This is a genomic window from Butyrivibrio sp. X503 (assembly GCF_003625475.1).
In the GTDB taxonomy this organism is placed as follows: domain Bacteria; phylum Bacillota; class Clostridia; order Lachnospirales; family Lachnospiraceae; genus Butyrivibrio.
The window spans coordinates 426609-449661 of the sequence record NZ_RAIQ01000001.1; the positions used below are offsets into that span (position 1 = coordinate 426609).

A 23053-nucleotide genomic window follows, 5' to 3' on the forward strand; every position below is an offset into this window, starting at 1 on the left:
TATTTATATAGAGGTTTATCATGATAAGAAAAAAGACACTTATAATTATATTCATAATGTTATGCTCAGTCTTTGCCCTTTCTTTTTTCGGAGGGAAAGGCTTCGCACGCAGATCGCCGCTAACTATTACCGAGGTCTGTGCCTGCAACAAAGACGCCGCCTATGACGACAACGGCGATTATGGTGCGGATTACATTGAAATCTATAACAGCTCCGATTCACCCGTCAACCTTTCGGGATGGGGGCTGAGCGATAATAAAAAAGATCTTTTTAAGTACACTTTCGGTGATGTGAACATTGAGCCGGGCAAAGCAATAATCGCCTGGTGCAGCCCGTGCATCGATGATACTTCTTTATACAGAGAAGACTATGTTCCTTCAGACATCCACGATATCCCTTTCAAAATCTCCAAGGGCGAAGTTTGCATTCTCACAAGCCCTGATAAAAAATATGTTCAAAGAATCCCAATTCCTTATGACCTCCCGGACAGCAGGAGTTACTCTTCGTGTCTAGATGATCTCGGAAGATATAATATCGCTTCCGCAACTCCTTACTATGTTGAAGAAACATATATTCCCGAGAAAAAAGAAAAACTTAATCCCCCCTCTTTTTCCATATCGGGCGGGTGGTATGACAGCGATGTTGTGGTAACTTTGGATGCTCCGGAAGGAGATATCTATTACTCTCTTAATGGTTCTGTCCCCGATGCTGAATCATACAAATATGAGGGCCCGATCACCATCAGTAACAGGACGGCGGAACCCAATATATGGTCAGCAATGGGCGATATAGCAACATCAAATACCTACCTTCCGGATTTTCCTGTTGACAAAGCTACTGTCCTAAAGGCTGTCGCAATATCAGATAACGGAACAAGCGAGATCGTATCTCAGACATACTTTGTAGGACTTGACAGCTACGGTTATGATGGCATTTCAATCATGTCTGTTTCGATGGATCCGGATGATCTTTTTGGCTATGAAAAAGGCATATATGTTCAGGGTAGGGTTAAAGACATATATGGTGAAAAAATGGATCTTGATCCCTTTGAATATATCTATGATTACTGTAATTACGGTAAAGAAGGCCGCGGCTGGGAACGTCCCGCTGACATTGAATTTTTCTCAGAGGATCACAAAAAGATATTTGATCAAAAAACAGGTATCAGAATTCACGGAGGATTCAGCGTCGGCCAGAATCAAAAAAGCTTTAATCTCTATTCAAGACCTGAGTATGACGGAAATAAATATTTTAAATATGATTTCTTTAACGGAAACGGAAACGGCTACAGCAAAGTCGTTCTTCGAACCGGTGGTTCCAATGATCTTTTTATCACCAAGCAAAGAGACGCATTCTGCCAAAGTCTGGTTGCCGGAAGAAGCGTCGGTGTGCAGCGCGCAGTTCCGTGTGCTTTGTTCTTAAACGGTGAATACTGGGGTATGTATTTTATCCAGGAAGGTATCGGTGAATCTTACATACACGAGAACTACGGAATTGACGAAGATAATGTGATCATTGTAAAGAATAATGAAGTCAACACAGATAACCCGGACGATTATAAGCTGTACTCGGATATTATCGATTATGTATCAAACAATGATATGTCAATTGAATCCAATTACAGGTATATTGAGGATAAGATCGATATACAAAGCATGATCGATTACTATATCACGGAAATATATGTTGCCAATTCCGACGCCTTCTCCAACAATCTGGCTCTTTGGCGTGCAAAGAATCCTTCCGACGATAAATACGGAGATGGAAAATGGAGATGGCTACTGTATGATCTTGATGAATCTTGCGGATTGATTACCGAGATGACAAATGCATCCGTTGATTCATTTAAGGAAGGTCACTGGGAAATGAGCCCTCTTGACGGGGACGTCCTCTTTTCCTCCATGATAAAAAATAAAGAATTCAGGACCCGTTTCATTAATTCATTTACAGAAATGGCCAATAATAATTTTGAATATACCGATGTTCATAATAAACTTACGGACATCTCCTCAAAATGCAAAGACGCCGATATAAAATCGCAAGAAAGATTCCGCGGAGATTTTGTTATCAACGGCTATGATCCAAATGAAGATTTCTCTCCTCCATATTCAGCAGAAGATTACGATGCCGATATTGCTGTAATCGACAATTTTTTTAAAGAGAGAAAAGATTACATTATAACCCATATGGAAAATGACTTAACGATATATGACTGAATTTTCTTTATTATGAAAAACGGTTTGTTTTAGAAAAAGAAAATAAAATATAGTATACTGCAAAATAGAACAATTCAAAATAAAATTTCATTTGTAATACTAATGCTATGAAATAATAATTTCGTTTTTCACAGACTTTTCACAATAAAACTTAGTTTTTTCTTGTCACAATATTTCGTATATGATAAATTCATTTTCGCGCGAATCTGAAAATATCAATTATCACCTTCTCCTGTGCTCTGTACAGAGATCCGCTCTGTACACGCAGCCGCGCTGATAAGCCCAATATAAAACACCACTCACATAATTCTTTTGTAAGTGGTGTTTTTTCTTTTATCTTTTAATTATCCAACTATCTCATCATATCTAGCGGACACCTTGCCCCAGTCAAGAATCTCAAAGAACGCCTTTATATAATCAGGTCTTAAGTTCTTGTACTTAAGATAATATGCATGTTCCCAAACATCAAGTCCGATGATCGGTATTCTTCCGGTGCCTTCACTTATCGGATTGTCCTGATTCGGAGATGCGGAAACAACAAGCGCGCCGCTTTTATCGGTTGAAAGCCACGCCCATCCGGAACCAAACTGTCCCGCCGCTGCCTTCGACAATTGATCCTTTAGTTCATCCAGGCTTCCGAAAGTTTTGTCTATCGCTTCTTTAAGCTTCCCTGTCGGCTCTTTTGAAGGACTCGGAGAAAACATTTCAAAATACAGATTATGATTATAATATCCGCCGCCCTGGTTTTTAAGCGCCTTCTTTAAGGTCTCATCAGAAACCTTATCCAATGATGCAAGGAGTTCCTCTGCAGAAAGATTGTTAAGTCCCGCTTTTTCTGCCAATTCATTAAATGTCTTGGTGTAAGTAACGTGATGCTTACCATAGTGAGTCTCAACAGTGAGCTGATCAACGTATGGCTCAAGCGCGTTTGTTTCGTAGGGTAACTTGATCTGTTCGTACATAATGATTCTCCCTTCATAATTCATAATTTAGTTGTTCATGCAATTAAGTTCTTTTATTTATTATACCAAGAAGCTACTTTCTTTACCGCCTTGATGACGTCATCGACATCTTTGTCTGTCATGAGAGGATAAAGAGGTATGCTCATGATACCTTTGTAAACCTTTTCCGCAACAGGACAAAGTCCCCTTTGATATCCCATCTTTTCATAAAAAGGGAACCAATATACAGGAACATAATGAACCTGCGGCTGTATATTCTCTGCGGAAAGTGCATCAAAGAATTCTCTTCTTGTGCATTTTACTTTATCAAAATCCAGCTGTATTACATAAAGATGCCTTGTTGTATCGGACTCCGAAATCTCTTCCTGAACAATGATTCCCGGAAAATCCTTAAAAGCCTCATCGTATTTTTTTACGATCTCTTTTCTTCTATTTGAGAACTTATCAAGCTTGTTTAACTGGCTTATCAAAAGTGCCGCTTGGAAATCCGTCATTCTGTAATTAAAGCCAAGCTCCTGCATCTCATAGTACCAAATGCCTTCCGCTTCATGCACAAACTCACTTGGATTTCTTACAATTCCATGCTGAGATGCAAGCCTGAGTTTACGATAAAGCTCAGGATCGTTGGTAGTGATCGCACCGCCTTCTCCGGCTGTAACCGTTTTTACGGGATGAAAGCTGAATGTCGTCATATCGGCGATCGATCCCTCTCCCTTGCCGTCATATCTTGTACCGATAGAGTGAGCTCCGTCAATTATAAGAGTAAGTCCATGCTCATCACATATCTTTTGAATTCTTTTGTGGTCGACTGCCTGACCTGTATAATCGACAGCCACGATGGCCCTGGTCTTATCCGTAACATGTTTCTCTATGCTGTCGGGATCAATGTTATAAGTCTTAGGATCGATATCAGCAAATACAGGTTTTGCTCCGACATATACCGCGCAGTTTGCAGATGCCGCAAATGTAAGAGGCGTCGTAATGACTTCATCCCCTTCTCCTACACCGGCTGCTATCATAGCACAATGAAGCGCCGCAGTTCCGTTGCTTACAGCCACCGCATATTTTGCACCTGTAACTTCACAGATTCTTTTTTCAAGTTTTTCCACATATGGTCCGCAGGTTATAAGATCGCCCTTAAGCGCCTTTGCCACTGCATCCACATCATCATCGTCTATCCACTGACGACCGTAATAAATCTTTTCGTCTCTTACAGGAGTTCCTCCGAGAATAGCAAGTTTATCCATTGTAGTCCTTCTTTCCGCATCCTCTGTATATATCAATTATTCCAAAGAAATGTCTGTCAACAGATTATACCATAATTCCGGGCTCAAAAATACATCACCTATATTCAAAACAGCCGAAGAGACATTCATCTCCTCGGCTGTAAGCTCGCTTTTGAAATCAATCATATAGGTCAAAGCTTCCGCTGTTTGAAGGATCATTGTTCACAACGTAATATGCTTTTCCCTCTTCAGGCTTCACGTAGATATTAAGCTCTTTAATATCTCTTTTGCCATATGCTTTTTTTGCCTTGGAGACGATCTTATCCTCTCCTATAGACAAACTACCGTACTGTAGCTCAGTTTTAATTTTTGCTGCTGCCATTACATTTCCTCCCCTCAGAAGATTTGTTGTCTTAATTACGTTCTATTTTACACCCTATAATGTCAAAAGTGAATGTTTATTTAATTATCCGTGTTTTTTTAAGCTTCCTTTATTCTTATTTAATTTCTCTCGTTTATAATGATACTACCAAGAGACAAGGAGGTATCTGCCATGGCTAATAAGAAAACTATAGCTTCCAGAATAAGAACGACTCCAAAACCGCCTCTTCAGGTTATGCACGTTAGGACCTTTAAGCCCGATCTCAATACTCTCAGCAGCGTTGACTGCGGAGTGGATTTATCGGGATATGCATTCGAAGGACTTAAAAAGTGGAAATAACATATGACCAAATAAACTAAATATCCTTTTTTATTTAAGGGCACGTAATGAGTGATCATGCGTGTCCTTTTTTTATTTCACAAAAATATGTTAAAATGTGTTATTACAAATTTGAATCGGAGCGAAAGAATGATTAAAAATAAGCAAGCCTTATTAAGACTTATAGAACTAATAGCATTTATTATTGCTTTCATTATCTTATCTACACAGCTGATGAACGCTCTTGTTATCAAGGGACATTCATCAGAGGCACGAATGTATGATGTATATGAAGGGTATGCGCAGAACAGCGATGTTCTTTTTATAGGAAGCAGTCATGCAGGACAGCTTGTAGGAAGGAATCTGTGGAGAGACTATGGAATCGCATCATATACAATTGCCGGCAATTCTCAGCCAATTGATGTCACCTATCATTCCATAGTTGAATTCCTCAAGCATTCAGATCCCAAGGTAATAATGGTAGAAACCGCCCTTATTCCCGATGATAACATGGAAACACCCGACACCGAATATGAAGGCCGAATTCAAAGTGATGCCGCTTTCAGATATTCTGTTAATTATCTTAAATTGGCATCAGCACAAATAAAGAACTTTAATCTTCCCCTAAAAACCGAAGGTATCCAGCTTCTTTATAAGTGGCCCCTCATGCATGATCGCTATTCAAGTCTGACAAAAGACGATTTCGTAATAGATACACCATATCTGGTCTCCGATACATTACCTCTTTATTCTGTTCCTGAGGAGGAGGCAGAGATAGTAACATCTGAGGAGCGCGCTCCTATCAGTGATATTGGTCGTAACTACCTTGATAAAACAATAAAACTGTGCAAAGAAAAGAACATTCAACTTGTTCTTTTCCATACTCCGTATCCTGCACCCGAGACAACTCTGGCACAGCAAAATACCATTTCGGATATAGCTGCTGAGAACAATGTCCCGTTTATTGATTTTAATTATCTTGTGGATGAAATTGGCTTTGATATACACACCGACCAGGCAAGAGATCTTAATCACGTAAACCTCAGCGGTGGTGAAAAGATAACTGATTATCTCGGAAAATATCTCATAGAAAACTATGGCATTAAAGATCACAGACAAGATCCGGGTTATGAAACCTGGGATAAAGATCTTAAGGCATGGCAAGTACTTCAATTAAAAGAAAGCTTTGAAAAAACAAATAATATAGCAGAATGGTCAGACCTCTTTGCCGGTCAATTAAGCAATTATATGGTAATACTGACTCTTTCCGGTGATTATACTTCCGAATCGGACGGATCTATTCAGAGCATCCTCGAAAAAGCTCCCGTGCCGGAAGATTTCTATGAAAAAGGCGGAACGGTAATACTCTATCGCGGGAACATCTTATATTACTCCGGCGGATGTGAAACTTATTCTTATTCACACAAATTTGAAAACGCCGTTGTGTCCATAGACAGAGTTGCATCAGGGTCCGAAGATAGTCCTTTTGAAGACGGAATATATATTTGGAATGAAAACTACATCATAAACAGCGATGGACTTAACGTTACCATATATGACGACAGTCTGGATATTGTTGTTGATTCTATTGGTGTTGATGCATGCCCTGACGAAGGTAAACTAATAAGAAACGAAATTGATTAAACTGATATAAATGGAGATTACTAATGTTTATTACTTACCAGTTGCTCTTTCCTTTAGTATTTATAATACTTCTACTGGAATTCATAGTTCCCAAAAAGATCCGTTCTTTTTTACTTCTTGCATTAAGCTTTTTCCTTTATTACATTTGCGGAACGGCATCTTTTTATATCCTGCCTGCAATGGGCGTTGTTTCATACGCCTCGACAATGGCAATGAAAAAGCTTGGTTCTCAGACCGCCAAAAAAGTGATTCTTTTCTCAAGCATCACTGTAATAGTAGGACTTATGCTGGCATTTAGATACACAGGAATCAAAAATGCTGCTCCGCTTGGATTGTCATTTTTTGCCTTGGAAGCCATTTCCTACATTTCAGATTGTTATACAGGAAAAATAGAAACAGAGAATAATCCTCTTTATGTTCTCTTATATATCGCATTCTTTCCCACTGTTATTTCCGGTCCTATTGAGAGAGGCGGTAATCTGATACCTCAATTCAAGAAGCTTGACTCTTGTTCAAGAAAAGACTTATTGGATATAAACAGACTGTGTGACAATGCAATAATCATCATATTCGGAATGTTCGTAAAGCTTGTGATAGCTGACAGACTTTCAATAGTTTCCAATACTATTTTCTCAACTTATTATCGCTACGGAACCACGGTTCTGATAATAGGCGCGATCAGCTTCGGAATGCAGCTTTACTGTGATTTTATGGCTTATTCTCACATAGCTCTCGGAATTGCCGGAATGTTTAATATCGGCATAATGGATAACTTTAAGGCTCCGTATCTGTCTGTATCTGTCACAGACTTCTGGAGAAGATGGCATATATCGCTCAGCTCGTGGCTTAGAGATTATGTTTACATTCCACTTGGCGGAAACAGAAAAGGCAAGCTGAGAAAATATCTCAACACATTTATTACTTTTGTTATAAGTGGTATATGGCATGGTTCGGGTCTTAGCTTTTTGGTATGGGGTTGCCTTCATGGGCTCTATATCATGATAGAAAACCTTCTTACCGATATTGGACTCATGAAAAAAGATAAAAGCTCCATCCCCTTCGGCGGGCGTTTTTTAAGAGCTATAGTCACGTTTGTACTGGTAGATTTTGCCTGGATCTTTTTTAAGGCAGATTCAACCAAGATCGCATGTGCATATATTAAACAAATGTTTACCGTCAAGGATTTCTGGATACTGTCAGATATGAACAAGTTTTTTTCGTTTGGACTGGGTATTCAGGAAGTACTTATTCTCATAACGGCACTGCTTATCCTGGCCGGTATGGACTTTGTCACTTATAAGAACAATTTAAGAGTCGACAGCTGGCTTAAGATTCAAGGCCCTGTATTCAGAGTAATATTCACTCTTGCAATTCTGCTGTTTACAATAGTATTCGGCATATACGGCGAAACTGTCGACCCCGCAACCTTTTACTATATGTCATTTTAAAAAATACCGAGGCAAAGATTATATCCTATCTTTGTCTCGGTATAATTATTATCAAAAAGCTTTACTCTTTATTGCGCATACCGCCGCCATCACGGCAAGCACAATGGCAAAAATGCGCATCCATTTATATGTTTCCGGTTCTTCTTCATTATCTTTGTTAAGTTCACCTATCGTGAAAACAACCACTGCAATTATAAAGATAACCGCAGCCAAAACAGCCAATACCTTACTCATTGCATCCTCCACAACTATATCAGCCTGCCAAATGTTCTTTTATCTTATCTTTAATCCTGCCTTCAACCAATGCTGCAATTTCCTTGGTCTTCATGCCCTTATATTCATCATACATGATTGGCTCAAGATAGTACACATATGTTGTCACAGGACCATAGTGATCGCTGTTGTATACCTTATAGGAATCGACAAGTGCGACCGGAATTATAGGAACCTTGGACATCTGCGCCACTTTAAAACTTCCGGCCTTGAAGGTTTCCACAACATTTCCGTTGTTTTCTTTATATCCTCCCTCAGGAAAAAGAATATATTTCTTCCCTTCTTCAAGTTCTTTTGCCATCTCTTGAAAAACAGTTATTGTCTGCCTGGGATTATTAAGATATATAGATTTACCTTTCACCAGTAATAAAAACTCATAAACAAGCGGGATTCTTGACCTCTCTATATCCATAACAAAAGATATGGGTTTTTCATGTGTCGCAAAGATTCCCGGAACATCATATTTACCCTGATGGTTGGGATAGAGCATATAACCGCCTTCTTTAGGAAGGTTCTCCGTGCCGCATGCTATAGTCTTATAGCCTGACGACTTGTTCATAACATCAACCATCTCTCTGGCCACTGCATAACAGTCCTCTTCTGAGTGCTTCTTGGGGTTTCTTACCCATATTCTGGCCTTGATAATGTAATAGATGATCTTATGTAGATTGATCAGTATCGTATGATAATAATTCCTCATTTAGAAAATCATTCTCCAATCTTATCCAAAAGTGATCTGAAACCGTATTTTTCAAATTGCTCTTTTGCCTTGGCTTTATCTATATTAACCTTAAAGCCGTCCAAAGAAACATCAAAGGGGTAATCCTCCCTTATTTTAGCCAGGTCTTTAGATAATACGGCAAGATCTCTGTATTCTATAAGAGCCTTCATAGGGCTTCTTGAAATTGCAAGATCTTCCTTCCATTTCTTTGCCAGATCTTTCTGCTCTTTTTCATCCGCACAGGCATCTATAGCCTCGTAAATACCCTCAACGGTACCATAATGTGCAAGAAGCGGGATTGCGGCGCTGCTGACTCCTTTTACCCCCGGAATGTTATCGCTTGAATCCCCTTGAATCCCTTTTAGATCGGGTATCTGATCCGGTCGAACTCCATACTCCTTAAGACAAAGATTCGGAGTTACCTCAAATGCCTTATCGGGTATGGAAACCAGCTTGCTGTCCCATCCATACTCTGCCCCGTACTTGGTCTGAAGCTCCAGCGCGGTCTCCTGCTTGGTCTGTATCAGCCATACCCTTGTATAATCGCTTACAAGCTGCAAATAGTCATGATCTTTGGTAATGATATAGGTCGGAATATCTTTTTCATAGCGTTTAGCCACGCTTCCGACAATATCATCTGCTTCAAAATTCTCATCAAAAAGAACCTGAAAGCCCATTTCTTTTAGCATATCCTCCATATTGATGAACTGCTCTTTTAAAGGTTCCGGAGTATCGCCTCTGTTAGCCTTATATTCGGCATATTTCTCTCTTCTGAAGGTATCTCTTGTCATATCAAACGCAAACATGATATGAGTGGGCTTCTGCTCATCTATTATCTTAAGAATAGTTCTCATCATGCCAAACATCGCATTGGTGTACTGCCCTTTAGCGTTATGCATGATCTGAGAATAGAGTTTTTCCTTTTTTTCAGGGTCTTTCTCAAACATTATCGCCTTGGGGAGATTCCCGTAGTAGTTTGTCACAAGCATTGAACTACCGTCAATTAGTATGAATTTTTCGTTTGCCATTATATCTCCATGGTTTTTTATGTTTTTTCGCAATTTTAATGATAAAAGAAAACAGGTGCATTGGCAAGATGCACCTGTTCAGGTAGGAGATTTCTTATGACTATTGTATGTCACGTGTAAATAACGCCTTGGCATTGACGCATTTACTTGTTAGCATTTGCTAACAAAGACATATTAGCATATGCTAACAAAATATGCAAGCCCTTTTTTATTTTTCTCTCCCCCTCTTAGTTTAGCGATTACTTTTTTTCAAGAAATAATTGTCTTATCACATATATTAACGCTGCAAGTGACAAGATTTCCGCCAATCTCCAAGACCATGGTTCTCTATACCATATCTTAATCTTTCCGCTGTATCCTGCGGGAATTTCAACCGCAACCTTCATGCTATCCGCTCTAAAGGCTCTCAGCTTCTTTCCACCTGCTTTGGCAGCGTAATATCTGTAGCCCCAAAGAGGTGCCTCCGTAACAACGGTCGAATCTGTCGGATTATCCACCTGCGCATATATAGTGGTTCCGACCTTTTTTATGATACTTGCCGTTGCTCCGACATCATCTCTTATGACCATATCAGTCTCACTCATAATAAGAGACTGGTCAATTCCTGCCATACTGAATTCCGCGCTCATAGGTCCCGAAAGTTCCGCATCATCATACATTGTTATAGGATTAGCCACAGTAACAACATCCTTAAGAAGTGCTTCTCCCTGAATCACACAAAAAACGCAGATTATCGCCATAGCCACAAAACCGGCAATTCTCTTTTGTCCGTCCTTAACAACATCACCCATGGTGATGGCAAACCAAAACACCGTCATAGCGCAGGAAACATTCAAGAAATGCCATGGAAACTGCATATTGCCTAACAGCTTATATATTACCGGCGCATCCTGCATAAGAATATAATAAAACATCGAATTAGTGCTCAAAAATACAAATACAAGGCTTAATATCAAAAGTCGTGTATAAGCCCATGTTCTGTCTTTAAACTTACCGCAGATTATAAATCCCAATACAACGGACAGTATCGCCAAAAAAGGTAACCCAAGTCCCAGGAATCCGCCTGTATCAAAAAAAGAAGCCTGGAAATAGCTAAAGAATGTCACAAGATCTCTTCCGCTATTCCATAACATCCCATGTACGGTATTTCCTTTCACATCTTTACTGATCATATAATCAGCAAGCGGCACTATAAAGTGAAGGTTTAACACAACAATAGCCGCAAGCGCTTTAAACAAAGAGATCAATACCTCTTTCCTAAAAGTTTTTTCTATTAAAACAAGGCAAAAAAGAGGAATTACAAGCGCCAGGATAAATGTCGATAACACATGACAAGAAAGCGTTAACGTTACACCAAGCGCAAATTTAATATACGCATTTTTATCTTTTTTATTATAGATTTCCCAAAGTCCAAGAAGTATAAGAGGCAAAAAAGTAAACGCACTAAACTCACCTACTGTAGCTCCCGAATACACGCTATGAAGTCTAAAACCTATAAGTGTAAAAAGAACCGAAGAAGCCAGTCCCACTTTTTTATCATCTGCTATTTTTCCAAATGAATAATATGCTACAAGCGCAGTAAGCGCATTTATAAACACTATAAAAAACTTGTAAGAAGCTTGTATCGTAAAACCAAGCATAACAAGTATCGCGGACGGATATAATAAAAGATCGCCATATCCGACTCCCGCAGCATATCCGTATCCATTATCCCATCCGGGGAGAATATGAACAGGGAACTGACCACTCAAGATAGCATCTCCCATGAAAGCAATCCTTCTGAGATGATAATGTATGTCATCTCCGAAATACAGACACTTACCAAGAAGCGGATAGCTTGAAAATAATATTGTAAAAAGAAGGACAGCAAAAGTAAGCGCTTTTCCTTCAAAGAAGCGCTTTGTCTCTTCTTTCTTTATCAAAATAAGATATAAAAGGATAGTTATGACAAGAAAAGCCAAGAATAGCTTGGTTGTCTCATAGATAATCGTTCTGCCTCTAAGATACGTGATATCTGCGCCCTGTGCGAGCACATAGATATTATCACCCTCTATACTGCTGTCGGGGCCCAGTCGAACTTCAAAATCGGTCCCATATCTAACCCATGAATCATAGGTTACAACATTTCTGTCTCCGGGCATAGCAACATGATCGCTGTATACCAAATTTGCAGTTCTGTTCTGAGACAGATCCTTACACGGATCAAGTGTAGTATAGCATGCGTGCCAATTATCATCGGCATTAGACTCATAAGTTACCGCCACATTATAAATGCCTTTTTTAAGATGCATAGGCGGCGTAACTATATAAGCTTCCGAAATAGTACTATGCTCCGCATAAAATCCACTGATATGATCATATGCCTTAGTCTCATAGTTGTAGTTTTCAAGCAAAAGATCATCTTGAGAAAAAGAATAACTCTCATTTCTGTTGAATCTGAACGCATTCAACACAAGAAGTACCAATTCAAGTATTATCACTGCAATGATAATACGCTTTTTGTTTCTAAATAATGTCTTCACCAAATCTCACCTTCATATGTGCCTTGATAGCCTCAACACATCCATCAAATCCAAGCTTACTGCTATCCAGACAAAGGTCATAATTTCGTGCATCCGACCACTTGCGTCCCGTATGATGCTCATAGTATTCAGATCTGTACTTATCTTCTTTTCTGATGAACTTCTCAAGCTCATCTCCGCGAAGACTCTGAACCTTGGCTGCCTGCTCCAGCAGGTACTCCATCGGTGCATGGACAAACACACTCAGCACATTGTCGTAATCTTTTAAAACAAAATTAGCAGCTCGACCTATTATAACACAGCTCTCTTTATCTGCGAGATTCTTTATTGTTTTTGCCTGAAAATTAAAAAGATTGTCAGGCTCGGTAAATTCCTTGCTGTCGGGGCCGATTATATCTCCTGTATATACATTAACAGGCGCTTTAAAGAAACCAACCGTTCTGCAACGCTCGTCCGCCTCTCTGAAAAGATCCTCATTGATTCCGCTTTCTTCCGATGCCAGCTTAATAAGATCCTTGTTGTAATAGTTGATTCCAAGGTCCTTTGCAAGCATCTTACCAACGGTTCTACCGCCGCTTCCATACTGTCTTGCGATTGTAATTACGATGTTTCTCTTCATGTATTTGTCCCCCTTGAAGTGCTCTACTCACCCAGATATGCTTTCTTTATTGCATCGTCGTTCAAAAGGTCTTTTGCGTCGCCTTCTTTTACAATACTTCCCGTTTCAAGAACGTAGGCTCTGTTTGCGATAGAAAGCGCCTTCTTCGCATTCTGCTCAACCAAAAGAACCGTAACGCCGTCCTTATTAACATCTTCAATTATCTTGAATATCTCATTTACAAAGATTGGAGAAAGACCCATCGAGGGCTCATCCATAAGGATGATATCGGGATGAGACATAAGCGCGCGTCCCATTGCAAGCATCTGCTGCTCACCGCCTGAAAGAGTTCCCGCAAGCTGATTTTTTCTCTCCTCAAGTCTTGGGAAACGCTTGTATATATCAGCGAGTGTCTCTTCCATTTCTGCCTTGCTCGACCTCGTAAAAGCTCCCATCTTAAGATTCTGAAGAACCGTCATCTCGGCAAAAACTCTTCTTCCCTCGGGAACCTGTGCCATTCCCATTCCTACTATCTTGTGATTGGGAGTCTTTCTTAAGTTAGTTCCATTATATGTTATTTCACCGGCGTCTGCTTGAATAAGTCCGGAAAGAGTATGAAGTGTTGTTGTCTTTCCGGCTCCGTTCGCACCTATAAGAGCCACGATCTCACCCTTATTAACATGAAAAGAAACACCTTTAAGGGCTTTGATAACGCCGTAGTATACACTTAAATCTTTTACTTGTAAAATTGGTTCCATGTAATACCTCATTAGATACTGTTCTATACTAGAAAGTCATGCTCTCGCTGCAAGTGCTCTCAGCCGGTAAGTGCTCTACTCTGGGATTCTCACTAAGTTCGTCTTCGACTCACTAAGTGTTCACCCATGGTTCGCACTAACCTCGATCTGAAATTTGTACTTCCGCTCTCGCTTCGCTCGCCGGAAGACGTTCGCACTAGCCTCGATAATACCTCGCCAAGTGCTCTCAGCCGGTAAGTGCTCTACTCTGGGATTCTCACTAAGTTCGTCTTCGACTCACTAAGTGTTCACCCATGGTTCGCACTAACCTCGAAAGGACCTCGGTAAGTGCTCTACTCACCAAGATAAGCTTTTATAACTTCAGGATTGGTAAGCACTTCTTTGGTCTCTCCCTGGCAGAGAACCCTACCAAAGTTAAGTACCGTAAGCTTCTCACAGATACCCGATACCAGCTTCATATCATGCTCGATAAGAAGAATCGTCATACCAAACTCCTTACGCACCAAAGCTATAGTATCCATAAGCTCACCCGTCTCGTTGGGATTCATTCCGGCAGCGGGTTCATCAAGAAGAAGGAGCTTGGGATTGGTCGCCATCGCTCTTGCGATCTCGAGCTTTCTCTGCTTACCGTAAGGAAGATTGGAAGCAAGCGTATCTCTCTCTTTATCAAGATCGAAGACCTTCAGAAGACGCATTGCCTCTTCATCCATCTCTTTTTCCACTTTCTTGTACTTACCAAGGTGAAGAATTCCCTCAAGAGCGCTGTATTTATAGCGCTCGGCAAGTCCAACCTTAACATTGTCTATAACAGGCATCTGCTTAAAGAGTCTGATGTTCTGGAATGTTCTTGCTATTCCGCAGTGGTTGATCTCGATCGTACTCTTTCTAGTGATATCCTCACCGTCAAGTCTTATGATTCCCTCATTCGGTTTATAAACACCTGTCAAAAGATTGAACACCGTTGTCTTTCCCGCACCGTTAGGTCCGATAAGACCGTAAAGCTCACCTTTTTCAATTGAAATATTAAAATCATCAACAGCTCTGAGTCCGCCAAAGGAGATGCTGAGATTATTTACATCCAAAAGTGCCATTATGCGATCTCCTTTCCGCTGTTTTTCTTAAATCCAAATCTACCGAGCGTTCTCTTTCTCCATTCAATAATCTTAGGTGACCAGTTGACGATCATCATAACAATAAGAACGATTGAATAGATAAGCATACGATAGTTACTGAATCCTCTGAGGAGCTCGGGAAGCAAGTAAAGTATGCATGCCGCAATAACGCTGCCTCTGATATTTCCGATTCCTCCAAGTACAACATATACCAGGATCATGATCGAAGCATTATAGCCAAAATACTGTGATGTAGCCGTAAGCGTCGTAATATTGTGAGAGAAAAGAACTCCCGCAGCACCTGCAATTGCTGCCGAAATGGTAAATGCCATCATCTTATATCCCGTGACATTGATACCCGTAGATTCCGCAGCAATATAATTATCACGGATTGCCATGATCGCACGTCCGTCTCTTGAATTAATAAGGTTAAGCACAACAAAAAGAGAAATGAGAAGTACAACAATTCCTATTGTAAAAGTTGAATCATGCGGAGTTCCGGTTATACCCATTGCTCCGTTTACAATAACCTCTCCTCCTTCATCAAGCCCAAGTTCCATCGCATTCTTAAGTGAAAAATGGATACCGCTCTTATCAATTCCTATATAAAAAGCATTGATAATATTCTTAATGATCTCACCAAACGCAAGAGTCACGATCGCAAGATAGTCACCCTTAAGTCTGAGAACCGGGATACCGATAAGGAATCCGAAAAGTGCCGCAAATGCGATTCCGATAAGGAAAGCAAGGAAAAATCTGATTCCCGAAGGAAGAATCTCTGCTGTTGCCTTAGAGAAAAAAGCGCTTGTGAACGCACCGATACACATAAATCCGCAGTGTCCTATACTAAGTTCTCCCAAAATACCTACGCAGAGATTAAGCGCAACCGCTATCACCGCATAATAAGTCATGGGAATAAGAAGACCCTTCATGTGACTCGAAAGATTTCCGGTAGATGCAAGTGCCGTAAAAAGAACAAATGCAGCAACTACAATTCCGTATGTGATTAAATTACTCTTTGTTTTCTTATCTATCTTCATATTTCACACCGCCTTTTTCAGACCTTCTCCTGAATAACCTTGCCCAGAATACCTGTAGGCTTAACAAGAAGCACTACAACAAGAATTCCGAACACAATGGCATCAGAAAGCTGTGATGAAATATATGTCTTACTTAAAATCTCAACAATACCGAGCACCAGTCCACCGATCATAGCACCGGGGATGGATCCTATACCTCCGAGAACCGCCGCTACGAACGCCTTGATACCGGGCATTGCTCCCGTATATGGAGAAAGTGAAGGATAAGCTGAGCACAAAAGAGCTCCTGCCACAGCTGCAAGTGAAGAGCCTATCGCAAAGGTAAGCATGATGGTCTTGTTTACATTTATACCCATAAGCGTAGCTGCACCCTTATCCTCAGCTACCGCAAGCATAGCCTGTCCCTGTTTGGTCTTATTGATAAAAAGCTGCAACGCGATGAGAATAACAACGCTTACCGCAATGGTGATAACCGTTACACCCTGAATTCTGAGCTGACCGCCGGCAAAAGATAACCCTTCCCATTTAATAACAGATGTAAAGGACTTAATATCCGCTCCGAAAATAAGAAGTGCCACATTCTCAAGAAAATAGCTGACACCGATGGCCGTAATAAGAACAGCCAAAGGAGACGCCGCTCCTCTAAGTGGTCTGTAAGCAACAAACTCAGTTGTGATACCAAGAAGTGTGCACAGTATAACCGCCAATACTATTCCCACGGCAGAATTACCACTAAGCGCCGCACTCACTGAAAAAATAATATAGCAGCCCACCATGATAAAATCTCCGTGTGCAAAATTAAGCATCTTGGCTATTCCGTATACCATTGTGTATCCCAACGCGATTATCGCATAGATACTTCCCAGACTAAGTCCGTTAATGAGATAGGTTAAAAAGCTCATCTCAAACCTCCAAAAACAATAGATCATTTAATTGATTGATTAATCTAGCATACCATAAAAATTAACTTTTTATTAGCTAAAAACGCGGAATATCTTATACAGATATCCCGCGTTACACTTCATTGTGTCAGGAATAAATACGTCTATATTTACTCAGCGGATACGTAAGCTCCGTCCTTGATAACAACAGCCTTAGGCTCCTTGTTGGGCTCACCTGAAGCATCCCAAGTCATCTTGGAAGATGTAAGACCTGAAGCCTCGATCTCTGTCATAGCACCCTTAAGTGCATCGCCAAGATCTGAAATACTCATATCAGGTGTTGCGTTCTTAGCTTCAATTGCCTGCTTGATGATAAATACTGCATCATAAGCATCAGCTGCGAACTGGTTGGGAGTCTCACCGTATTTCTCCTCATACTTCTTAACGAAGTTTACTGTAAGATCATCTGTAGCATCAGCTGCGAAAGGTGTAAGAAGCATTACGCCCTCAGCGAGCTTAGTATCAAAGTTCTCTACAGTAAGGATACCGTCCATACCGTCAACACCAAAGAATGTGGGAGCATATCCCATTGTGTTGGCCTGTGTAAGGATAAGTGAAGCTGCCTGATAGTAGATAGGAAGGAATACAAGGTCTGCACCTGCATCCTTAGCCTTCTGAAGCTGAACTGAGAAATCTGTTGCATTGTCTGCTGTGAAAGCTTCCTGTGAAACGATCTCATAGTTCTTGCCTGCAGACTCATCTACAAACTTCTGATAAATTCCTGTTGAATATACATCTGAGCTGTCATAGATGATACCAACCTTAGTTGCAAGGTTGTGATCTGAAATGTACTGAGCTGAAGCAATACCCTGGTTAGGATCTGAGAAGCATACGCGGAATACATTGTCATATTTAACGCAATCAACTGCCGATCCCGAAGGTGTAAGCTGGAACATATTGTCAGCCTTTGTGTACTCTGAAACTGCGATTGAGCATGCACTTGTTGTTGAACCAACAAGAATCTGCATTCCCCAATCCTTAAGTGTATTGTAAGCATTTACTGACTTCTCGGCATTAAGCTCGTCGTCTTCTTTGCTGTACTCTACCTGATATCCGTTGATACCGCCTGCTGCGTTGATATCCTCAACTGCAAGCTCTGCTGCATTACAAACCGCATTACCGTAAGCAGCTGCGCCACCTGTAAGAGGTCCGATGGCACCGATCTTAAATGTAGCTCCGTTGTCAGATGAGCTCTCTGTCTCCTGTGCAGGCTGTGTCTGTGCCTGAGAATCGTTTGTCTCAGTGCTTGCTGCGTCAGTACATCCCACAAGTGCGGAAGCAACAAGTACAGAAGCCATAAGTGCACTAATAACTTTGCCTAACTTCTTCATAATATTTCCCTCCTGAAAAATGAAAAGCCAAAATGTATATTTGTATACAATCTGATATTTACTTTTGAAGTTTAAAGTACCAAACTAAAAAAGTCAATAATAAAAAGTAAACTTAATCATTTTAAATATCATTTCTTTATCATCAAAATAAGCTTCCTTATAGATTTGGTATCTTCGCCGGGTTCCAGTATTTCTTCTTCATACTGATCGGGATTATCTGCATAACCGTCCCAAAATGATTTTCTGCCGGTCATCCACGACTGAATATTATCGGCGATGCAATAAAGATCATACTTTTCCGCGTCATACTTTTCATAATCAAATCTGTCATAATAAACAGGTCCGTTCTCATAACGGATCATGTCCATATAATAGCTATCATGTATTCTCTCGGCGAGACGGAAAAGAACATGGTATTCAACATATGCAATCTTGTCATAAAAATCATTCCTATAAAACATACGTACCTTTTCCATAAAATCTTCATCATCGCTAAGCTTCCGTAGCCATCCGCTCTCATCCACAAGGCCCTTTATCCAAAGAGCATTCCACTCATAGCTTCCATATGAAAACCAGGGATGCCCCATAGAAAGATCGAAATCCCAGACAGGCCCTGCAACAAGCTTATCTTTCATACCATCCTTGTAAACATACTGACTAGCTCTGTCTGCGTCGCCGTTCTCAAAAAACTCCTGCAAAAGATAATACTTTATAAAGCTCCGCTCATCTGCAAGAAGCGCAAACTCCTCCTCACCTTCCGCAATGGAGTCTTCCACCTTGCAAATATCTTCATGTATCTGTGCAAGTCTGTCTTCATTGGGCTCCGACGGGTATTGTATCTTGGCAAACCGACCTTCCGTCTCAGTGTATACATTTCCCTCGGTCTTAACTCTCTCTTCATAATCAAACTTGGCTAGATAACCGTCTGAAGAAATCTTCAAAAATCCATTGCCCTCTTTTATCTTCTGCGCCGCAAGGTAAAGTCCCCTATATTCGCCATTGATATACAGATTGACGTACTCACAATCGGGAACATTATCCATCTCGATCCTTCTTGCCACATCCAAAACCAGATAGTTCTTAAGCTCGCTTTCATCATAAAAATTGGACAAAAGCACATAATTTCCGGCACTCTTCATTCCGAGAATGGATTTCTTCTCGTTAAAAGAAATATTGTATGAGCGCTTAAATTCCTGCCCCGGAAACTCCTCCATGAGCTCCGTCCACGTAGAATTACCATGCCCCGAGATCTTGAGCTTTCCCGAAGTTTCTTTTGCACCCAAAGGATCATAGACAGAATAATCAGCAGTTGCCGTAATATTGTGGAGCGGATCACCGTCCACCTTCTCCATGGAATCTTTTCCGGAAGCCAAATACATTGTGCTCACTTCACCGCCGGTAAGGAAAAAGACATTTCCACTTACCTTTTCACCTTTTTTATCCAGAAGCTCATAATTGAATTCCAAATTTCCGAGATAGGGATTGGTTTTTTCGTAATAGTTTAAAAAACTGTCATCCAAAATATCTCCCGAAGAAAAAGAAACATCTCCTATCATTAACTCTTTTGCATTTCCGAAAAACAGTTTGTAATCATAGCACTCTGAGTTTCCCGGCAAAAAGAAATACGTTTTTTCTCCTACGCTATCATAATACGGATAGATCTTAAGCTCGTCTGAAGGCTGTCCTTTCCCCTTGGCAACCACATAGAAATTCACATCCTTATTATTTAGCTTTTCCAAATAAAACGGGATAAATGCAAGTATCGCGAGTGCAACAACACATAACAATAAAAGCACAAAAACAGGTTTTTTTGATTTCTTCACTTTATTATTCCTTTCATAAAAGCATCACTTTCATCTTTATAATAACACGGGGTTTGCATTATTTATTTATGATTGTTAAAATTGTTTAGAGGGGGAATAGAATATGTTGCACTTATCTTATGTGGGGATTGCTTTCGCAGCGGTCTTCTATGTAGTGTTTGGCATTGCAGTAAGGCTAATGGAGCTAAGTAATAAAGGCCGCAACAAGGCAAGACTTTGGATTGTTGTTATTACTCTTTGTTCACTTATCGTTTCCAATTTGGGTGCCGGAGTTTTGAATCTCATGATGGGCAGAGTTTTATGGAGCACTGTGTTCCTGATACTCGGTTTCTTCTTTGCGGCTATCTTGGGACATATATTCATGAAACTCCATAACATTAAAGTCAGGATCAAGATGCGCAAATTCATGGTCTTGTTTGATATCGTCGATCATTATATGAATGAAGGCAAGACCAAAGAAGAGATTCTGGATTATCTTACAAAGAGCCAAAAGCTGGCTCGCAAGGATGCGATAAATTTCCTCAATTTCATATCGGATCCTACTAATTATCAATTCCTTTCAGATGTAAATGACAAGATACGAGAAGCAAGAATGCTTTCCGAATTAAAATAAAAATAAGGCTGTGAACTTGAGAATCATTCCCAAATTCACAGCCTTTTATTTTTGATCATTTTAGATCTGCATGCACAACTCGGAATTCATCAAACTGCGGATCTTCTATAAAATCCATGATAAGATTGAGCGGTGTAAGCCCAATCGCTTCATGATGAATCTGCTCTCTTATAACCATCTTTTCATAAGTTGAAAGATTCTGAAATTCAGGATGGCTCCTTTCATACTTCTCACTTAGCTGGTCAAACAAGTTGTACTCCGGATCTCCCCAGGCAAATACTTCGGCTGTCTTCAAATTTGGTTTGAACGGAGAATATTGCAGCTGGCTACTACTCATAGGAAGTGCTCCTTTCTCTTTATACAAACTATCTAATTGAATGTCCGAAGGTGTATAACCCCTCTGTTATAAATAATAGCACATTTTTGTACTAATTTTCATAAATTTTTCAAATAATTGTGACTATTTACAGGTACTTTATAAGCCCTTCCAAGCCTTCACGCTCATATATTTCCTTATATATAGCGACTTCCGCCTTGATTATCGAGTCAATCTGGCGCATTCCAAGAAGCTCAACAGGTGCCTTATCATCGGTCATTATATTGTTTCCCGCCTTATATTCCATAAGCGCATTCTCTACATTCGCCATCATATTCTTGAGTAAAGACTCATCCTCAAGTGCAATATTCTTATCAAGTCTGTCTAAATAATCATCCGAATCCGTCGCAAATAGCTCTCTGTTGGTTGAATTCGGAACAGAAACGATCTTTACATTATCAAACACCGACGATATCGTGTCCGCGAGATATCTGTTGATGGTCGATTCGTTGTCATCGCTGAACATATTCATATTCACGACCATGACTCCGCCCGGATTAAGATGATCTTTTACCATGGTAAAAAACTCTGTTGACGACATTTGAAAAGGAATCGTTATATCCTGATACGCATCGACCATTATCACATCGTACTTCTTGGATACGGCGGCAAGATACGCTCTTCCGTCGTAGGTCGTAACCTTAGTGTCTTCCGGAAGCTCAAAATACTCATGCGCAAGGTCGGTTATCTTCTGATCGATCTCAACACCCTCGATGTCTATGTTATCAAAATGCCTTGAAAGCTGGGTCGCGTAAGTTCCCGATCCCATTCCCAAGATAAGAACATCTGTCTTTTCTCCGCTTGCTTCCTTTTCTTTTATCCCTGTCATATAAGGCGCCGCCATCGCATAATCGTAATACATTCCCGTAAGCGCACCGTCTTTTATAAGAATAGACTGAACTCCGAAGAGTACGTTGGTTGAAAGGATAACGCTGTTGGAATCTTCTTTTACCTGAAGATAGTTATATACCGACTCACCCTCATAAGTAAGATTTTTCTCCCAAAACGAAAAGCTTGCATTGTGCCCCAGGATACAGCACAAGATAAAGGTAATCCCGCCTGCGATCAGCTTCTTGCGGTTACCCGTCCCGCTAAGAAAAAAGCAAGCACATAATACGATAAGTATTCCCGCAAAAATAAGGAAAGTAATCGATGTTCCGACCGCCGGTATGGTAACGAATGTCGGCACGAAAGTTCCGATGATGCTTCCCACAGTGTTAAACGCACCGAGAGTTCCGATGATCTTGCCATTGTCATCAAGCGAATCCGTCGTATATTTTGCAAGACTCGGAGTTACCGTTCCCAGTAAAAAGAGTGGAAACACAAACACCACCATACATGTTACAAACGCCGCGATCACAAGGAAATTGTTATTGACGGTAAATATCAAAAGAGCCGAGATACCGATAATGATATATTTACCCACCACGGGAATCGCCGCGATCCAGACAGCCGCAATGAGTATCCTGCCGTAAAGCTTCTGCGGATCGGGGTTCTTGTCCGCCGCTCTTCCTCCGTAGATATTTCCGAGTGCCATCGCGATCATGATCGTTCCGATTATTATAGTCCATACAATCTGTGATGAACTAAAGTACGGTGCAAGAAGTCTGCTCGCTCCGAGCTCCACCGCCATAACGGACATTCCCGCAAAGAACTCCGTAAGATAAAGAAAAAGTTTGCTGTTTAAAATACTGTATTTACTCAAGTGAAAAATGCTCCGT

21 protein-coding genes are annotated in these 23053 nt (G+C 40.5%); 5 read left to right on the forward strand and 16 right to left on the reverse strand.

Annotation, left to right across the window (positions count from 1 at the left end; genetic code table 11):
• Window positions 1-20 precede the first annotated feature (20 nt).
• On the forward strand, window positions 21-2216 hold the full coding sequence (locus tag D6853_RS01905) for a CotH kinase family protein (RefSeq protein ID WP_120656109.1): 2196 nt from the start codon (window positions 21-23) through the stop codon (window positions 2214-2216).
• A 344-nt stretch (window positions 2217-2560) separates the two neighbouring features.
• Here the strand turns inward: D6853_RS01905 and D6853_RS01910 are convergent, their stop codons facing one another.
• The 3 genes from D6853_RS01910 to D6853_RS01920 form a co-directional block, all read right to left on the reverse strand.
• Window positions 2561-3178 (reverse strand): superoxide dismutase, encoded by a 618-nt coding sequence (locus D6853_RS01910; protein ID WP_120656110.1) that lies wholly within the window; start codon window positions 3176-3178, stop codon window positions 2561-2563.
• A gap of 53 nt (window positions 3179-3231) precedes the next feature.
• Window positions 3232-4425 (reverse strand): UDP-4-amino-4,6-dideoxy-N-acetyl-beta-L-altrosamine transaminase, encoded by a 1194-nt coding sequence (pseC, locus tag D6853_RS01915; RefSeq protein ID WP_120656111.1) that lies wholly within the window; start codon window positions 4423-4425, stop codon window positions 3232-3234.
• 157 nt (window positions 4426-4582) lie between these two features.
• A complete protein-coding gene (locus D6853_RS01920) occupies window positions 4583-4786 on the reverse strand; it encodes a DUF6465 family protein (RefSeq protein ID WP_120656112.1) in 204 nt (67 codons plus the stop codon).
• Window positions 4787-4957: 171 nt separating this feature from the next.
• Here D6853_RS01920 and D6853_RS15250 point away from each other — a divergent pair, with 171 nt between their 5' ends.
• From D6853_RS15250 to D6853_RS01930, 3 genes are all read left to right on the forward strand, one after another.
• Window positions 4958-5125 carry a hypothetical protein gene (locus D6853_RS15250; RefSeq protein ID WP_158588639.1) on the forward strand — a complete coding sequence of 56 codons (168 nt, stop codon included), beginning with the start codon at window positions 4958-4960 and terminating at the stop codon, window positions 5123-5125.
• A 129-nt stretch (window positions 5126-5254) separates the two neighbouring features.
• On the forward strand, window positions 5255-6748 hold the full coding sequence (locus tag D6853_RS01925) for a hypothetical protein (protein ID WP_120656113.1): 1494 nt from the start codon (window positions 5255-5257) through the stop codon (window positions 6746-6748).
• A gap of 23 nt (window positions 6749-6771) precedes the next feature.
• A complete protein-coding gene (locus D6853_RS01930; protein ID WP_120656114.1) occupies window positions 6772-8196 on the forward strand; it encodes an MBOAT family O-acyltransferase in 1425 nt (474 codons plus the stop codon).
• A gap of 51 nt (window positions 8197-8247) precedes the next feature.
• Here the strand turns inward: D6853_RS01930 and D6853_RS01935 are convergent, their stop codons facing one another.
• The 11 genes from D6853_RS01935 to D6853_RS01985 all read right to left on the reverse strand — a co-directional run bounded on the left by D6853_RS01935 (window position 8248) and on the right by D6853_RS01985 (window position 20343).
• A complete protein-coding gene (locus tag D6853_RS01935; protein WP_120656115.1) occupies window positions 8248-8430 on the reverse strand; it encodes a hypothetical protein in 183 nt (60 codons plus the stop codon).
• Window positions 8431-8449: 19 nt separating this feature from the next.
• Window positions 8450-9169, reverse strand: coding sequence for a lysophospholipid acyltransferase family protein (locus D6853_RS01940; protein WP_120656116.1), 720 nt, complete (start codon window positions 9167-9169; stop codon window positions 8450-8452).
• 8 nt (window positions 9170-9177) lie between these two features.
• Window positions 9178-10218, reverse strand: a complete 1041-nt coding sequence (locus tag D6853_RS01945; protein WP_120656117.1) for a 5'-3' exonuclease — start codon at window positions 10216-10218, stop codon at window positions 9178-9180.
• A gap of 239 nt (window positions 10219-10457) precedes the next feature.
• On the reverse strand, window positions 10458-12740 hold the full coding sequence (locus tag D6853_RS01950; protein ID WP_120656118.1) for a 6-pyruvoyl-tetrahydropterin synthase-related protein: 2283 nt from the start codon (window positions 12738-12740) through the stop codon (window positions 10458-10460).
• Window positions 12724-13359 (reverse strand): cytidylate kinase-like family protein, encoded by a 636-nt coding sequence (locus tag D6853_RS01955; protein WP_120656119.1) that lies wholly within the window; start codon window positions 13357-13359, stop codon window positions 12724-12726. The genes D6853_RS01950 and D6853_RS01955 overlap by 17 nt, the downstream gene beginning before the upstream one ends.
• A 23-nt stretch (window positions 13360-13382) precedes the next feature.
• Window positions 13383-14096, reverse strand: coding sequence for an ABC transporter ATP-binding protein (locus D6853_RS01960; RefSeq protein ID WP_120656120.1), 714 nt, complete (start codon window positions 14094-14096; stop codon window positions 13383-13385).
• Between the two features lie 332 nt (window positions 14097-14428).
• A complete protein-coding gene (locus D6853_RS01965) occupies window positions 14429-15187 on the reverse strand; it encodes an ABC transporter ATP-binding protein (protein WP_120656121.1) in 759 nt (252 codons plus the stop codon).
• Window positions 15187-16248, reverse strand: coding sequence for a branched-chain amino acid ABC transporter permease (locus D6853_RS01970; protein WP_120656122.1), 1062 nt, complete (start codon window positions 16246-16248; stop codon window positions 15187-15189). Before D6853_RS01970 ends, D6853_RS01965 begins: the two co-directional genes overlap by 1 nt.
• 17 nt (window positions 16249-16265) lie before the next feature.
• On the reverse strand, window positions 16266-17150 hold the full coding sequence (locus D6853_RS01975) for a branched-chain amino acid ABC transporter permease (protein ID WP_120656123.1): 885 nt from the start codon (window positions 17148-17150) through the stop codon (window positions 16266-16268).
• A 149-nt stretch (window positions 17151-17299) separates the two neighbouring features.
• Window positions 17300-18520, reverse strand: coding sequence for an ABC transporter substrate-binding protein (locus D6853_RS01980; protein ID WP_120656124.1), 1221 nt, complete (start codon window positions 18518-18520; stop codon window positions 17300-17302).
• 128 nt (window positions 18521-18648) lie between these two features.
• Window positions 18649-20343 carry a CotH kinase family protein gene (locus tag D6853_RS01985; RefSeq protein ID WP_120656125.1) on the reverse strand — a complete coding sequence of 565 codons (1695 nt, stop codon included), beginning with the start codon at window positions 20341-20343 and terminating at the stop codon, window positions 18649-18651.
• Window positions 20344-20446: 103 nt separating this feature from the next.
• Between D6853_RS01985 and D6853_RS01990 the strand changes: the two genes are divergently transcribed.
• The gene (locus tag D6853_RS01990) at window positions 20447-20956 is read left to right on the forward strand and encodes a hypothetical protein (protein WP_120656126.1); all 510 of its coding nucleotides are present in this window, start codon (window positions 20447-20449) and stop codon (window positions 20954-20956) included.
• Window positions 20957-21011: 55 nt separating this feature from the next.
• Here D6853_RS01990 and D6853_RS01995 read toward each other — a convergent pair whose 3' ends face one another.
• Window positions 21012-21293, reverse strand: a complete 282-nt coding sequence (locus D6853_RS01995) for a hypothetical protein (RefSeq protein WP_120656127.1) — start codon at window positions 21291-21293, stop codon at window positions 21012-21014.
• Window positions 21294-21420: 127 nt separating this feature from the next.
• Complete coding sequence (locus D6853_RS02000) at window positions 21421-23037, reverse strand: spermidine synthase (RefSeq protein WP_120656128.1); 1617 nt, start codon at window positions 23035-23037, stop codon at window positions 21421-21423.
• Window positions 23038-23053: the final 16 nt, after the last annotated feature.

Coding starts and splice junctions, on each gene's coding strand:
- D6853_RS01905 (WP_120656109.1), top strand. CDS start 21: ATGATAAGAAAAAAGACACTTATAATTATATTCATAATGTTATGCTCA.
- D6853_RS01910 (WP_120656110.1), bottom strand. CDS start 3,178: ATGTACGAACAGATCAAGTTACCCTACGAAACAAACGCGCTTGAGCCA.
- pseC (WP_120656111.1), bottom strand. CDS start 4,425: ATGGATAAACTTGCTATTCTCGGAGGAACTCCTGTAAGAGACGAAAAG.
- D6853_RS01920 (WP_120656112.1), bottom strand. CDS start 4,786: ATGGCAGCAGCAAAAATTAAAACTGAGCTACAGTACGGTAGTTTGTCT.
- D6853_RS15250 (WP_158588639.1), top strand. CDS start 4,958: ATGGCTAATAAGAAAACTATAGCTTCCAGAATAAGAACGACTCCAAAA.
- D6853_RS01925 (WP_120656113.1), top strand. CDS start 5,255: ATGATTAAAAATAAGCAAGCCTTATTAAGACTTATAGAACTAATAGCA.
- D6853_RS01930 (WP_120656114.1), top strand. CDS start 6,772: ATGTTTATTACTTACCAGTTGCTCTTTCCTTTAGTATTTATAATACTT.
- D6853_RS01935 (WP_120656115.1), bottom strand. CDS start 8,430: ATGAGTAAGGTATTGGCTGTTTTGGCTGCGGTTATCTTTATAATTGCA.
- D6853_RS01940 (WP_120656116.1), bottom strand. CDS start 9,169: ATGAGGAATTATTATCATACGATACTGATCAATCTACATAAGATCATC.
- D6853_RS01945 (WP_120656117.1), bottom strand. CDS start 10,218: ATGGCAAACGAAAAATTCATACTAATTGACGGTAGTTCAATGCTTGTG.
- D6853_RS01955 (WP_120656119.1), bottom strand. CDS start 13,359: ATGAAGAGAAACATCGTAATTACAATCGCAAGACAGTATGGAAGCGGC.
- D6853_RS01960 (WP_120656120.1), bottom strand. CDS start 14,096: ATGGAACCAATTTTACAAGTAAAAGATTTAAGTGTATACTACGGCGTT.
- D6853_RS01965 (WP_120656121.1), bottom strand. CDS start 15,187: ATGGCACTTTTGGATGTAAATAATCTCAGCATCTCCTTTGGCGGACTC.
- D6853_RS01970 (WP_120656122.1), bottom strand. CDS start 16,248: ATGAAGATAGATAAGAAAACAAAGAGTAATTTAATCACATACGGAATT.
- D6853_RS01975 (WP_120656123.1), bottom strand. CDS start 17,150: ATGAGCTTTTTAACCTATCTCATTAACGGACTTAGTCTGGGAAGTATC.
- D6853_RS01980 (WP_120656124.1), bottom strand. CDS start 18,520: ATGAAGAAGTTAGGCAAAGTTATTAGTGCACTTATGGCTTCTGTACTT.
- D6853_RS01990 (WP_120656126.1), top strand. CDS start 20,447: ATGTTGCACTTATCTTATGTGGGGATTGCTTTCGCAGCGGTCTTCTAT.
- D6853_RS01995 (WP_120656127.1), bottom strand. CDS start 21,293: ATGAGTAGTAGCCAGCTGCAATATTCTCCGTTCAAACCAAATTTGAAG.